This is a genomic window from Enterobacter sp. SES19, from assembly GCF_011765665.1.
In the GTDB taxonomy this organism is placed as follows: Bacteria; Pseudomonadota; Gammaproteobacteria; order Enterobacterales; family Enterobacteriaceae; genus Enterobacter; species Enterobacter pseudoroggenkampii.
In genome coordinates this window covers 1,376,701-1,389,356 of record NZ_CP050320.1, presented here as the reverse complement: position 1 = coordinate 1,389,356, position 12,656 = coordinate 1,376,701, and the positions used below count along the sequence as shown (strand labels likewise).

The following is a 12,656-nucleotide window of genomic DNA, read 5'->3' as shown; positions in this document are numbered from 1 at the left end:
GCCCTCCCATCGGAGGGCTTTTTTCTGCGCGCCTTGCTGAAAATAGCGCCGATCGCAGACAAAATCATAACCCTGGATTCACAAGCATCTTACACTCAGAGACTATTTTCGCTATGGTTAGGGTTAAGCGTTGCTGGTGGCACGGCCACGGCAATATAATGAGAATTGTTATCATTCTAAAAATGCTTGAGGAGTAAGAGATGGCTATAACTAAGCTGGTCCTGGTGCGTCACGGCGAAAGCCAGTGGAACAACGAAAACCGCTTTACCGGTTGGTACGACGTTGATCTGTCTGAGAAAGGCGTAAGCGAAGCAAAAGCAGCAGGTAAACTGCTGAAGGAAGAAGGCTTCAGCTTTGATTTTGCTTACACCTCTGTGCTGAAACGTGCCATCCACACCCTGTGGAACGTGCTGGACGAACTGGATCAGGCCTGGCTGCCGGTTGAGAAGTCCTGGAAACTGAACGAACGTCACTACGGTGCGCTGCAGGGCCTGAACAAAGCGGAAACCGCTGAGAAATATGGCGACGAGCAGGTTAAACAGTGGCGTCGCGGCTTCGCAATCACCCCGCCAGAGCTGACCAAAGATGACGAGCGCTACCCGGGCCACGACCCGCGTTACGCGAAGCTGACCGACGCTGAGCTGCCAACCACCGAGAGCCTGGCGCTGACCATCGACCGCGTTGTGCCTTACTGGAACGAAACCATCCTGCCACGCCTGAAAAGCGGCGAGCGCGTGATCATCGCGGCTCACGGTAACTCCCTGCGCGCGCTGGTGAAATACCTGGACAACATGGGTGAAGACGAAATCCTCGAACTGAACATCCCAACTGGCGTACCGCTGGTGTATGAGTTCGACGAAAACTTCAAGCCAATCAAACACTACTATCTGGGTAACGCGGAAGAGATCGCGGCGAAAGCAGCGGCTGTCGCGAACCAGGGTAAAGCGAAGTAATTTTCGCCAGACATAAAAAAAGCGCGGAGCCTTCCGCGCTTTTTTATTTGTGCCTGATAATTCAGCCGCGACGCGCTTTTACCGCATTCGCCAGCTGACGCAGGATGGTATCGGTATCGTCCCAGCCGATGCAGGCATCGGTCACGCTTTTGCCATACACCAGCGGCTCGCTGCCTTCCAGATTCTGGTTACCTTCAACCAGATGGCTTTCGATCATCACCCCAATCACCGCCTTCTCACCGCCGGCAATCTGCTGACAGACGTCTGCGCCCACTTCCATCTGCTTTTTAAACTGCTTGCTGGAGTTGGCGTGGCTGAAATCGATCATCACCTGCGGTGGCAGCCCGGCTTTTTCCAGCCCGACCTTCACTTCTGCCACGTGTTTTGCGCTGTAGTTCGGCTCTTTGCCGCCGCGCAGAATGATATGGCAGTCGCCGTTACCGCTGGTGTTAACGATGGCGGAATGACCCCATTTGGTCACCGACAGGAAGCAGTGCGGTGCACCTGCAGCATTGATAGCGTCAATGGCGACCTTGATGGTGCCGTCAGTGCCGTTTTTGAAGCCCACCGGACAAGAGAGACCGGACGCCAGCTCGCGGTGCACCTGAGATTCAGTGGTACGGGCACCAATTGCGCCCCAGCTCATCAGGTCTGCCAGGTATTGTGGCGTAATCATGTCCAGGAATTCACCGGCCGCAGGCAGGCCGCTGTCGTTGATCTCCAGCAGCAGCTTGCGCGCAATGCGCAGACCGTCGTTGATCTGGAAGCTGTTGTCCATGTGCGGGTCGTTAATCAGCCCTTTCCAGCCCACGGTGGTGCGCGGTTTTTCAAAGTAGACGCGCATGACGATTTCCAGCTCGTCCTTCAGCTCTTCACGCAGGGTGAGCAGACGGGCAGCGTATTCTTTCGCGGCTGCAGGATCGTGAATGGAGCACGGGCCAATCACCACCAGAAGACGATCGTCATTACCTTTCAGGATCTTATGGATCGCTTTACGTGCATGAGAAACCGTGTTTGCGGCATTTTCAGTGGCGGGGAATTTCTCAAGGAGCGCTACAGGAGGTAATAACTCATTGATCTCTTTAATGCGTAAATCGTCGTTCTGATAATTCATTTTCTTTCCAGCTCTGCCATATCTTTAGTAATGAAAGCAATCCTTTCAATCTATCTTGTCGACCAGGAAGTGTAAACACGGTTTTACACTTCACGCAGATAATTCCTGGAATTCGCCTAAAAATCGCCACAAAATAGCGAAAAATGAGATCTAACCTAAGCTTTTTAACTGTAACAACCAATTTTACACGCTTAAACGCGATTCCCTACTGACGTAAGTCCGTAAGGCGGAATCTTTCGCCTCTGAAAAAGATGCACTGTTGGAGAATGTTATCCAGCGTAACGACAAGAACAGGAGCACCATGATGAAAATGACAAAACTGGCAACCCTCTTCCTGACCGCCACACTCACTCTGGCCAGCGGCAGCGTCCTGGCCGCGGAAACGGGCACATCAGACAGCAACGGGGATGCAAATGCGGCTGCGGCAGCAGGCCAGCCCGCCCCGGATGCGAAACAGAATATCGCCCCGAATAATGTCGACAACAACCAGATCGATACCGGGAACACCAACACCGGCGGCACGATGCTGCATCCCAACGGCAGCGGTTCCGGCACCATGAATCATGACAATATGAGTTCGGATGAGGTTCATAAGAACTCGATGTGTAAGGACGGCAAATGCCCGGACCCTAACGACAAAGTGGGTAACGACGCCAATACCAAAACTGATGGCACCACCCAGTAATTTGTTATGAACCGTCAGAAAAAGGAGAGCTCAGGCTCTCCTTTCTTTTTGGAGTAACCTATTAAAAACGCTACACTAAAACAATAACACATCAGGAAAGCAGACATGGCGCACTCCCATTCCCACTCGCATTCTCCCGGCAACGACAACGCTAAACGACTGATGCTGGCCTTTGGCGTCACGGCAACGTTTATGGTTATCGAGGTCATTGGCGGCCTGGTTTCCGGCTCTCTGGCGCTTCTGGCCGATGCCGGACATATGCTGACTGATGCCGCAGCGCTGCTCTTCGCCCTGCTGGCGGTGCAGTTCGCGCGTCGTCCACCAAATGCCCGCCACACATTCGGCTGGCTGAGGCTGACCACCCTGGCCGCGTTTGTTAACGCCATTGCGCTGGTGGTCATTACCGTGCTTATCGTCTGGGAGGCCGTACAGCGCTTCCGGCATCCTCAGCCGATCGCCGGAGCGACCATGATGGTGATTGCCATGGCAGGGCTGCTGGCGAATATCCTGGCCTTCTGGATTCTGCACCGCGGCAGCGGAGAAAAGAACCTCAACGTGCGCGCGGCAGCGCTGCATGTTCTGGGGGATTTACTCGGTTCCGTCGGGGCGATTGTCGCCGCGCTGGTGATCCTCTATACCGGCTGGACGCCTGTCGATCCGATTCTGTCCGTGCTGGTGTCGTGTCTGGTCTTACGCAGTGCCTGGCGGCTGTTGAAGGAGAGCGTGAATGAACTGCTCGAAGGGGCACCGGCATCCATGGATATCGACGAACTGAAGCGCAACTTGCGCCGTTCAGTCCCGGAAGTCCGCAATGTTCATCATGTGCACGTCTGGCTGGTGGGGGAAAAACCGGTCATGACACTGCACGTCCAGGTGATCCCGCCTCACGACCATGATGCGCTGCTGGAACGCATCCAGCATTTTCTTGAGCATCACTACGAAATTGGCCACTCCACCATCCAGATAGAGTATCAGCCCTGTAACGGGCCGGACTGCCACCTTAACGAGGCGCAGTCCGGACATTCACATCATCATCACCACTAGCTGGAAAGCGCGTGAGAGCCTCGCTCACGCGCGCTGTTAATCCACATCCGGCTGCCGTTCAGCGCAATGAAGGTCAGCAGCAGATATTCCAGCGACATCGCATAGACGCCCTGCAGGGCGAAGATCGCCACGCTGATCACGTTGATGATGACCCACAGCAGCCAGTTCTCAACGTATTTACGGGTCATCAGGATCATCGCCGCAATCGACAGCACCATCATGCAGGAATCCCAGAACGGGAAAGCATCCGGCTGCAGCTCTGGCATCGTCACGTTCAGGCCGATACCGGACATGACCGAAACGGCGACGCGGGTCAGGAACGCAAACACCGGGTTGATGTAGACGGTCATTAAGCCAATGGCCACCACGCAGGCGACGAACCAGGCGATGGCTTTCGGCAAGGGCAGCCAGCGGATCTGCAGCTCTGCCTCCTGCTGGCTGTTCTGCCGCGACCACGCGTACCAGCCGTAGATATTAGCGGCGAAGAAGAACAGCTGTAAAAGCAGGCTGGCGTAAAGCTGGATCTGGAAGAAGATAATCGCAAACAGCGTGACGTTAATCAGCCCGAACGCATAGTTGCTGATCTTCTCCAGGCTTGCCAGCCAGATACAGAGTAATCCCGCCAGTGTGCCAACGGCCTCAATCCATGACAGGTCATAGCCACCTGCACCAATCGGTATATGAACCAGAATGTTATGTGTGCTAAAAAAATCCATCTTTTCTCCGCGGCGTGTTGAATTAAGTACGTAGTGTAGCCGCAAAATCCAGCATGCGGTTAAGCGGAATCAACGCCCCTTCACGCAGAGCGGCATCCACATGGATTTCATGTGCTGCACCGCCTGTCTCGAGCCCTTCGGCAATGGCCTTCAGGCCGTTCATCGCCATCCACGGGCAATGGGCACAGCTGCGACACGTTGCGCCCTCACCCGCCGTTGGCGCTTCAAGGAGCTCTTTCTCCGGCACGGCCTGCTGCATCTTATAGAAGATACCGCGATCGGTCGCCACGATGAGCTGCTTGTGAGGCAACGTCCTGGCCGCATTGATAAGCTGGCTGGTTGAGCCCACGGCATCCGCCATGTCGACAATTGACTGCGGTGACTCAGGGTGAACAAGAATGGCGGCGTCAGGATAAAGTGCCTTCATGCGCGCCAGCGCCTGGGTTTTGAATTCATCATGCACGATGCAGGCGCCCTGCCAGCAGAGAACGTCAGCCCCCGTCTGCTTTTGGACATAATTTCCAAGATGACGGTCAGGCGCCCAGATAATTTTCTCTCCCAGGCTGTCCAGATGTTCAATCAGCTCAACGGCGATGCTCGACGTGACTACCCAGTCGGCCCGCGCTTTTACCGCCGCAGAGGTGTTGGCGTAAACCACCACGGTCCGATCAGGGTGGGCGTCACAGAAGGCCGTGAATTCGTCAATCGGACAGCCCAGATCCAGCGAACACTCCGCGTTAAGCGTGGGCATCAGAATGGTTTTTTCAGGGCTCAGGATCTTTGCCGTTTCGCCCATAAAACGCACGCCAGCAACCAGTAGCGTGGAAGCGGGGTGTCGTGCACCGAAGCGTGCCATCTCCAGTGAGTCAGAAATGCAGCCTCCGGTCTCTTCAGCCAGCTGCTGAATTTCCGGGTCGGTGTAGTAATGGGCCACCATTACCGCATCGCGCTCTTTAAGAAGACGTTTGATCTTCTCGCGGTAGAATTGCTTTTCATCCTGGCTCAGCGGGACAGGCTTTGGCGGAAACGGATAGATTGCGGCTTCAGGATCAAACATCACACTCATTATGGCTTCTCGTTTTACTGGCTTAACAATATTGCCTTTCTTTTGCCTGACATAGCAAAACGCGTGGCAATTGTGTTTTGTATACTAAACAAGATAGCGAATCTGGAGTGAAAAGTCACCGGGAATAGATGGGCGGAGCATTTGTTGTACCGCAGATAGCAAAAAGGCGCCTTTAGGGCGCCTTTCTACACTGGTGGGTCGTGCAGGATTCGAACCTGCGACCAATTGATTAAAAGTCAACTGCTCTACCAACTGAGCTAACGACCCATTCGGGTGTTGACTTCGAAGATTTTTACTCGGTACCACCGGAGAGTGGTGGGTCGTGCAGGATGACTCGGCTTCGCCTCGCCCTTCGGGCCGTTGCTAAAGCAACGTTATCCTTCACGTTTAATATCTGAGTAAGATATTAAAATTGGTGGGTCGTGCAGGATTCGAACCTGCGACCAATTGATTAAAAGTCAACTGCTCTACCAACTGAGCTAACGACCCATTCGGGTGTTGACTTCGAAGATTTTTACTCGGTACCACCGGAGAGTGGTGGGTCGTGCAGGATGACTCGGCTTCGCCTCGCCCTTCGGGCCGTTGCTAAAGCAACGTTATCCTTCACGTTTAATATCTGAGTAAGATATTAAAATTGGTGGGTCGTGCAGGATTCGAACCTGCGACCAATTGATTAAAAGTCAACTGCTCTACCAACTGAGCTAACGACCCACTTTTACGCTGTTTTCACGTTGTTTGATATCCCGTGGCAACGGCGGCATATATTACTGATTTAAGAATTCTGCGCAACAAAAATTTCGATGAAGATCACTTAACTGCTTACGAATCATGCTGCACGACCAGAAATAACGCGATTTCTGGTCATGCGGTAATCATCCCATCGAATTCAGACGTTTTTGCGCCTGCTTAGCACCTTCGGTACCCGGGAATTTAGAGACCACCTGCTGATAAACCGCTTTGGCTTTCGCAGTGTCGCCTTTGTCCTGCATGATGACGCCCACTTTGTACATCGCATCAGGCGCTTTTGGCGATTTCGGGTAGTTTTTTACCACGGAGGCAAAATAAAACGCCGCATCGTCCTTTTTACCCTTGTTGTAATTCAGCTGACCGAGCCAGTAATTCGCATTTGGCTGATAAGTGGAATCAGGGTATTTCTTAACAAAGTTCTGAAACGCAGCAAGCGCGTCATCCTGACGAGATTGATCCTGCACCAGGGCAATGGCCGCGTTGTAGTCCGTATTCGCGTCACCGCTCTGTACAGGCGCACCTGTTGAAGCAGAAGCATCCGCAGCCGGAGCTGATGTCGCTGCACCGCTCTGATCGCCCGCGGCTGGCTGTGCTTGTGCTGCACTACCGCTGCTCAGGCTATCCATCTGCAGCAAAATCTGCTTCTGACGTTCCACAACCTGGTTAAGCTGATACTGGCTTTCCTGAATCTGCCCGCGGAGAGCGTCAATATCATTCTGGTTATCGGAGAGCTGTTGCTGGAGTTGGGTTAAAAGCTGGCTGTGAGCGTTAGAAATACGCTCGAGTTGAGTGACCCGGTCTTCTACCGAGCCTGAGCCGACACTACTGATTGGTGCCTGAGCAAAAGCGGCCCAGGGGGCCGCTATTCCAACCAGTAACGACAGACTCAACAGATGATGTCTGAAGTTACTGCTCATGCAATTCTCTTAGTAAACCAGTACGGCACGACGGTTTTTGGAGTAAGCCGCTTCGTCGTGACCCAGTACTGCAGGTTTTTCTTTACCGTAAGAAACGATGGAGATCTGGTCAGCAGAAACGCCTTTACCCTGCAGGTACATTTTAACAGCGTTAGCACGACGTTCACCCAGGGAGATGTTGTACTCTGGAGTACCACGTTCGTCCGCGTGACCTTCTACGGTGACTTTATAAGATGGGTTGCTACGCAGGAAGTTAGCGTGCGCATCCAGCATCGCAGCGAAGTCAGAACGGATGTCGTATTTATCCAGATCGAAGTAAACGATGTTGTTCTGCTGCAGCTGCTGCATCTGAAGACGCGCTTGCTCTTCAGAAGACATGTTGCCATTGCCGTTCGCGTCCATACCGGTGCCGGCACCCATCATGCCTTCGCCGCTCTGGTCATTGCTTGCGTTCTTGTTAGAAGAACACGCTGCGATTGCCATTACAGGCAGAGCGATCATCAGCCCCTTCAGCACTTTGTTCAGTTGCATTTCTATGATTCCTTTAGTAATCAATTAATTATTATTTACAGATACGGCGACCAGGCAGGAGATTTTACCTGTCCATCAGTTGCCGGAATACGCGCTTTGAAACGCCCATCTGTAGAAACCAGATTCAGCACAGATCCCATCCCCTGAGAAGAGCTGTAGATTACCATCGTGCCGTTAGGTGCCAGACTTGGCGTTTCATCCAGGAACGTTGACGACAGAACTTGAACGCCACCCGCTACCAGATCTTGTTTGGCAATGTGCTGCTGCCCACCGTTGGAGCTCACCATTACCATAAATTTACCGTCGCTGCTCACGTCTGAGTTCTGGTTCTGCGAACCTTCCCAGGTAATACGCTGCGGAGCACCGCCGTTGATGTTGACTTTATAGATTTGTGGCCGGCCAGCCTGGTCAGAGGTAAACGCCAGGTTTTGACTGTCCGGGAACCATGAAGGTTCGGTGTTGTTGCTGCGACCGTCGGTCACCTGACGGATCTGGCCAGAGCCAATGTCCATCACGTACAGGTTCAGGCTACCGGTTTTTGACAGCGCAAACGCCAGTTTAGAACCGTCCGGAGAGAACGAAGGCGCACCGTTGTGACGTGGGAAAGATGCTACCTGACGAACAGCACCGTTTGCCAGCGTCTGGATAACCAGCGCTGAACGGCCACTTTCGAAGGTGACATACGCCAGTTTAGAACCGTCCGGAGACCAGGCTGGAGACATCAGCGGCTGTGAAGAACGTTTCACCAGGAACTGGTTGTAGCCGTCGTAGTCAGATACGCGCAGCTCATACGGGAACTGACCACCGTTGGTCTGCACCACATAAGCAATACGGGTACGGAACGCACCTTTAATGCCGGTCAGTTTTTCGAATACCGCATCGCTGGCAGCGTGAGCCGCGTAGCGCAGGTACTGCTTAGTAACCTTGTAAGAGTTCTGAGCCAGAACGGTACCCGGTGCACCGCCGGTATCCACCAGCTGCCAGGCCACGTTGTAAGAGCCGTCCGGGTTAGGCGTAACCTGACCCACTACCACGGCATCAATACCCAGTGCAGACCATGCTGCAGGCTGTACTTCCTGCGCGCTACCCGGCTGCTGAGGCAGACGAGAACGATCTAACGGGTTGAATTTACCGCTGTTACGCAGGTCAGCCGCCACGATGCCACCGGCATCTTCAGGTGCAGCGCCAGGACCGGCCCACTGGAATGGAACAACACCGATTGGGCGTGCCGAGTCCACCCCCTGGGTGATCTCGATACGTACTTCTGCGTGCAGTACTGCTGCCCACAGCATTAAAAAACCAAATGCTACACGTAATGCCTGCTTCATCATATCTCCCTTATCCGGGTAACCTTACCCACGATAATTTAGCAGAATGTTAACAAACTCAAATAGACAAAACTACCCGAACCCTGTGACTAAACCTGGTCTATTTTTCCCCGTTTGCACGGGGAAAATGTAACTTAAGGTTTGAAGTCCAGCGGCGCATTTTTGAAGACTTCGTAAACTGCCTGAGACGGCGGTTTCGGCATCTTCGCCTGACGCGCTGCAGCCAGGGCCGCAGTACATAAAGCCGGGTCGCCACCTTCCGACTTGATATCCAGCAGCATGCCGTCCGGAGCCAGTTTTATACGCAATGTACACGTTTTACCGGTATAGGAAGACGCATCATAGAATCGGCTTTCAATAGCGGATTTAATCTGCGCGGCATAACCGTTGATTTCAGCCCCGGTCGCACCGTTACTCTTAGTGTTACCACTTCCGGTCGGCGCTGCGTTGTTTCCTTTCGCCCCACCGCCCGTTTTCGGTGCATTCTTACCGGAGCTCAAATCGCCCAGAAGATCGTCAACCCCTGCGGCAGCAGCAGCTTTTTCAGCGGCGGCAGCCTTTTTAGCAGCCGCTTTTTCAGCAGCGGCTTTCTTATCGGCAGCGGCCTTCTCAGCTGCAGCTTTTTTATCAGCAGCGGCTTTTTCCGCGGCAGCTGCTTTTTCTGCTGCCGCTTTCTCAGCAGCAGCCGCTTTCTTAGCGGCCTCGGCAGCAGCTTTCTTCTCTGCGTCCTGAGCGGCTTTCTTCGCGGCTTCCGCTTCAGCTTTCTTCTGAGCATCAGCAGCGGCTTTCTTCGCGGCTTCCGCTTCGGCTTTCTTCTGAGCATCAGCAGCGGCTTTCTTCGCGGCTTCCGCTTCAGCTTTCTTCTGAGCATCTGCAGCAGCTTTCTTCGCCGCTTCCGCTTCAGCTTTCTTCTGAGCATCAGCCGCGGCTTTCTTCGCCGCTTCTGCCGCTAATTTTGCCTGGGCATCAGCCTGTGCTTTCGCGTCCGCTGCGGCTTTTGCTGCCGCCTCTTCCGCCTGCTTTTGCTGTTCCTGTGCTTTCTTCGCGGCCTCTTCGGCTTGTTTCTGCTGTTCCGCCTGCTCTTTTGCGGCTTCCTGCGCCTGCAAACGTTCTTTCTCAAGCTGCTTCAGACGTTCCTGCTCTGCGGCCTGCTTTTCACGCAGCTCTTCCGCCTGCTGTTGCGACTGTTTTTCACGCTGTTCTTCAGCCCGTTTGGCACTCGCCTTCTGCTGTTGTTCGCGATTATAGTTCTGTACTACCGCACCGGGATCCACCATCACGGCGTCAATGGAAGAGCCTCCACCGCCGCCGGCTGATGCATCAATATGCTCGTCGAACGAACTCCAGATCAGCGCTGCAAAGAGAATAACGTGCAGCACTGCGGAGACGATTATCGCTCGCTTAAGCTTGTCGTTCTGTTCGGTTGCCTTTGACACTATCGGTTCCCAAAAACTACGCGGATGATCAAATAGGTTGGGTCATTAAGCCAACTGACTTAACACCCGCACTATGTAGCAAGTTCAGCGCTTTAATAATTTCATCGTAGGGTACGTCTTTCGCGCCACCGATTAAGAAGACCGTTTTCGGATTTGACTCCAGGCGACGCTGCGCTTCAGCAATCACCTGCTCAGGCGGCAGCTGATCCATACGATCTTTCTCTACCACGACGCTGTATTGCCCTACGCCGGAAACCTCAATGATAACCGGAGGATCGTCATTGGTGCTCACCGCCTGTGATTCTGTCGCATCCGGCAGATCCACTTCCACGCTCTGGGTAATGATTGGCGCTGTCGCCATGAAGATCAGCAGCAGTACCAACAGGACGTCCAGCAGTGGAACGATATTGATTTCGGACTTGAGCTCGCGACGACCTCGTCCACGCGATCTGGCCATGGTTTACCCCTTGTTGCTCTCGGTGCTGGTAAACGCCTGACGGTGCAGAATCGCAGTGAACTCTTCCATAAAGTTGTCGTAGTTCAGTTCCAGTTTGTTCACACGCTGGTTCAGACGGTTGTATGCCATAACCGCCGGAATTGCCGCAAACAGACCGATAGCGGTCGCAATCAGTGCTTCAGCGATACCCGGTGCAACCATCTGCAACGTCGCCTGCTTCACCGCGCCCAGCGCGATAAAGGCGTGCATGATCCCCCACACGGTACCAAACAGGCCGATATACGGGCTGATGGAACCGACAGTGCCGAGGAAAGGAATATGCGTTTCAAGGTTTTCCAGCTCGCGGTTCATAGAGATGCGCATCGCACGCGAGGCACCTTCCACCACCGCTTCCGGCGCATGATTGTTTGCACGATGCAGACGGGCAAACTCTTTGAAACCGCTATAAAAAATTTGCTCGGAGCCTGTAAGGTTTTCACGGCGTCCCTGGCTTTCCTGATACAGACGAGAAAGCTCAATACCCGACCAGAACTTATCTTCAAACGCTTCAGCTTCACGGCCAGCGGCATTGAGGATACGCGTTCTCTGGATGATGATGGCCCAGGATGCGATTGAAAAACCAATCAAAATCAACATGATAAGTTTAACCAGAAGGCTTGCCTTCAGGAACAAATCAAGGATATTCATGTCAGTCACTGCTTAAACTCCGCGACAATAGACTTAGGAAGCGCACGAGGCTTCATTATGGTTGGATCAACACAAACAATCAGTACTTCAGCTGAGTTCAGTACGGTATTCTCTGCGTTGACTATCCGCTGCGTGAAAACCAGTGAGGTCCCGCGCATTGATGTAATTTCAGTTTGGACTTCGAGCATATCGTCGAGTCTGGCAGGCGCAAAATACTCAAGCGTCATCTTGCGAACCACGAAGGCAACTCGCTCAGCCAACAGTACCTGTTGACTAAAGTGATGATGGCGCAGCATCTCTGTGCGTGCCCGTTCATAAAAAGCAACGTAGCTGGCGTGGTAAACCACACCACCGGCATCGGTATCTTCGTAATAGACACGAACCGGCCATCGAAACAGCGTTGTATTCACTTTACATCCCGGTAATGCAACAAAAGTTAATGCTTTTAAACTTCGCTACTATACGCGCGGGAAAGAGGGTTGGGAATGGGGGAAAGTAAACGGAGAGTAAATTTTTATGGGCTCGGGTAAGCCCATAACGTTAACGGACATTTCTTATTCAGAAGAAGAAGAAAATCAAACCGGCGAGAAGCACCAGATCGGCAATCAGCGGGCAAAAAATTCCCTGCCAGTGAACGGCTTTCGGACGAAAGCCCACGCCGTGGATCACACCTGCACACACCGCCCACATAATGAGGAAGCCGTGCCAGATTTCAAGCTCGCTGGTTTTCGCTGCAAAGCGCGAAGGGTCCCAGAAGATACAACCTGCCAGCAGTAATGCCATCACTAAAGAAAGCGCCCGTAACGGGCGCTTGTCCATTACCGCGTAAAGTTTCGCGATAATATTCATCAGTGTTTTTCTTCACCCGCTTTGGTCGCTTCTACGTGCTCAAGCGCCAGGGCAGTGATGACACCAAATGCACAGGCAAGAAGCGTCCCTAAAATCCATGCGAAATACCACATATTCAGCTCCTTA

At 53.2% G+C, this 12,656-nt stretch carries 15 protein-coding genes and 3 tRNA genes; 3 read left to right on the top strand and 15 right to left on the bottom strand.

Annotated elements, in window-relative coordinates; all coding sequences use genetic code 11:
* Nucleotides 1-200 precede the first annotated feature (200 nt).
* The gene (gpmA, locus tag GXP72_RS06540; protein WP_023310804.1) at nt 201-953 is read left to right on the top strand and encodes a 2,3-diphosphoglycerate-dependent phosphoglycerate mutase; all 753 of its coding nucleotides are present in this window, start codon (nt 201-203) and stop codon (nt 951-953) included.
* 61 nt (nt 954-1,014) lie between these two features.
* Here the strand turns inward: gpmA and aroG are convergent, their stop codons facing one another.
* Nucleotides 1,015-2,067 carry a 3-deoxy-7-phosphoheptulonate synthase AroG gene (gene aroG, locus GXP72_RS06535; protein ID WP_024908788.1) on the bottom strand — a complete coding sequence of 351 codons (1,053 nt, stop codon included), beginning with the start codon at nt 2,065-2,067 and terminating at the stop codon, nt 1,015-1,017.
* 304 nt (nt 2,068-2,371) lie between these two features.
* Between aroG and GXP72_RS06530 the strand changes: the two genes are divergently transcribed.
* Both GXP72_RS06530 and zitB read left to right on the top strand, forming a co-directional pair.
* A complete protein-coding gene (locus GXP72_RS06530; RefSeq protein WP_090417763.1) occupies nt 2,372-2,752 on the top strand; it encodes a protein YbgS in 381 nt (126 codons plus the stop codon).
* Between the two features lie 105 nt (nt 2,753-2,857).
* Nucleotides 2,858-3,796: a CDF family zinc transporter ZitB gene (gene zitB / locus GXP72_RS06525; RefSeq protein ID WP_208763628.1), complete on the top strand. Its 939-nt coding sequence runs from the start codon at nt 2,858-2,860 to the stop codon at nt 3,794-3,796.
* Here zitB and pnuC read toward each other — a convergent pair.
* The 14 genes from pnuC to cydX all read right to left on the bottom strand — a co-directional run bounded on the left by pnuC (nt 3,793) and on the right by cydX (nt 12,643).
* Complete coding sequence (pnuC, locus tag GXP72_RS06520) at nt 3,793-4,512, bottom strand: nicotinamide riboside transporter PnuC (protein ID WP_024908791.1); 720 nt, start codon at nt 4,510-4,512, stop codon at nt 3,793-3,795. The two genes, zitB and pnuC, sit on opposite strands and share 4 nt — an antisense overlap.
* 22 nt (nt 4,513-4,534) lie before the next feature.
* Nucleotides 4,535-5,578 carry a quinolinate synthase NadA gene (gene nadA, locus GXP72_RS06515; RefSeq protein WP_008501105.1) on the bottom strand — a complete coding sequence of 348 codons (1,044 nt, stop codon included), beginning with the start codon at nt 5,576-5,578 and terminating at the stop codon, nt 4,535-4,537.
* 191 nt (nt 5,579-5,769) lie between these two features.
* A tRNA-Lys gene (locus GXP72_RS06510) sits at nt 5,770-5,845 on the bottom strand.
* Between the two features lie 146 nt (nt 5,846-5,991).
* Nucleotides 5,992-6,067 (bottom strand) — tRNA-Lys (locus tag GXP72_RS06505).
* 146 nt (nt 6,068-6,213) lie between these two features.
* Nucleotides 6,214-6,289: transfer RNA gene (locus GXP72_RS06500), tRNA-Lys, on the bottom strand.
* A gap of 161 nt (nt 6,290-6,450) precedes the next feature.
* A complete protein-coding gene (gene cpoB, locus GXP72_RS06495) occupies nt 6,451-7,242 on the bottom strand; it encodes a cell division protein CpoB (RefSeq protein ID WP_024908792.1) in 792 nt (263 codons plus the stop codon).
* Nucleotides 7,243-7,251: 9 nt separating this feature from the next.
* Nucleotides 7,252-7,773 (bottom strand): peptidoglycan-associated lipoprotein Pal, encoded by a 522-nt coding sequence (pal, locus tag GXP72_RS06490; protein WP_003858578.1) that lies wholly within the window; start codon nt 7,771-7,773, stop codon nt 7,252-7,254.
* Between the two features lie 35 nt (nt 7,774-7,808).
* Nucleotides 7,809-9,101 carry a Tol-Pal system beta propeller repeat protein TolB gene (gene tolB / locus GXP72_RS06485; RefSeq protein ID WP_032649508.1) on the bottom strand — a complete coding sequence of 431 codons (1,293 nt, stop codon included), beginning with the start codon at nt 9,099-9,101 and terminating at the stop codon, nt 7,809-7,811.
* A gap of 134 nt (nt 9,102-9,235) precedes the next feature.
* Complete coding sequence (gene tolA / locus GXP72_RS06480; protein ID WP_048990051.1) at nt 9,236-10,537, bottom strand: cell envelope integrity protein TolA; 1,302 nt, start codon at nt 10,535-10,537, stop codon at nt 9,236-9,238.
* A 28-nt stretch (nt 10,538-10,565) separates the two neighbouring features.
* Entirely contained in the window at nt 10,566-10,994 is a 429-nt protein-coding gene (gene tolR / locus GXP72_RS06475) for a colicin uptake protein TolR (RefSeq protein ID WP_003858589.1), read from the bottom strand.
* Between the two features lie 3 nt (nt 10,995-10,997).
* Nucleotides 10,998-11,690 carry a Tol-Pal system protein TolQ gene (gene tolQ / locus GXP72_RS06470; protein ID WP_008501101.1) on the bottom strand — a complete coding sequence of 231 codons (693 nt, stop codon included), beginning with the start codon at nt 11,688-11,690 and terminating at the stop codon, nt 10,998-11,000.
* Nucleotides 11,687-12,091, bottom strand: a complete 405-nt coding sequence (ybgC, locus tag GXP72_RS06465; protein WP_003858593.1) for a tol-pal system-associated acyl-CoA thioesterase — start codon at nt 12,089-12,091, stop codon at nt 11,687-11,689. The genes tolQ and ybgC overlap by 4 nt, the downstream gene beginning before the upstream one ends.
* A gap of 148 nt (nt 12,092-12,239) precedes the next feature.
* A complete protein-coding gene (gene ybgE / locus GXP72_RS06460; RefSeq protein WP_008501100.1) occupies nt 12,240-12,530 on the bottom strand; it encodes a cyd operon protein YbgE in 291 nt (96 codons plus the stop codon).
* Nucleotides 12,530-12,643 carry a cytochrome bd-I oxidase subunit CydX gene (cydX, locus tag GXP72_RS06455; RefSeq protein ID WP_003858598.1) on the bottom strand — a complete coding sequence of 38 codons (114 nt, stop codon included), beginning with the start codon at nt 12,641-12,643 and terminating at the stop codon, nt 12,530-12,532. Before cydX ends, ybgE begins: the two co-directional genes overlap by 1 nt.
* Nucleotides 12,644-12,656 lie beyond the last annotated feature (13 nt).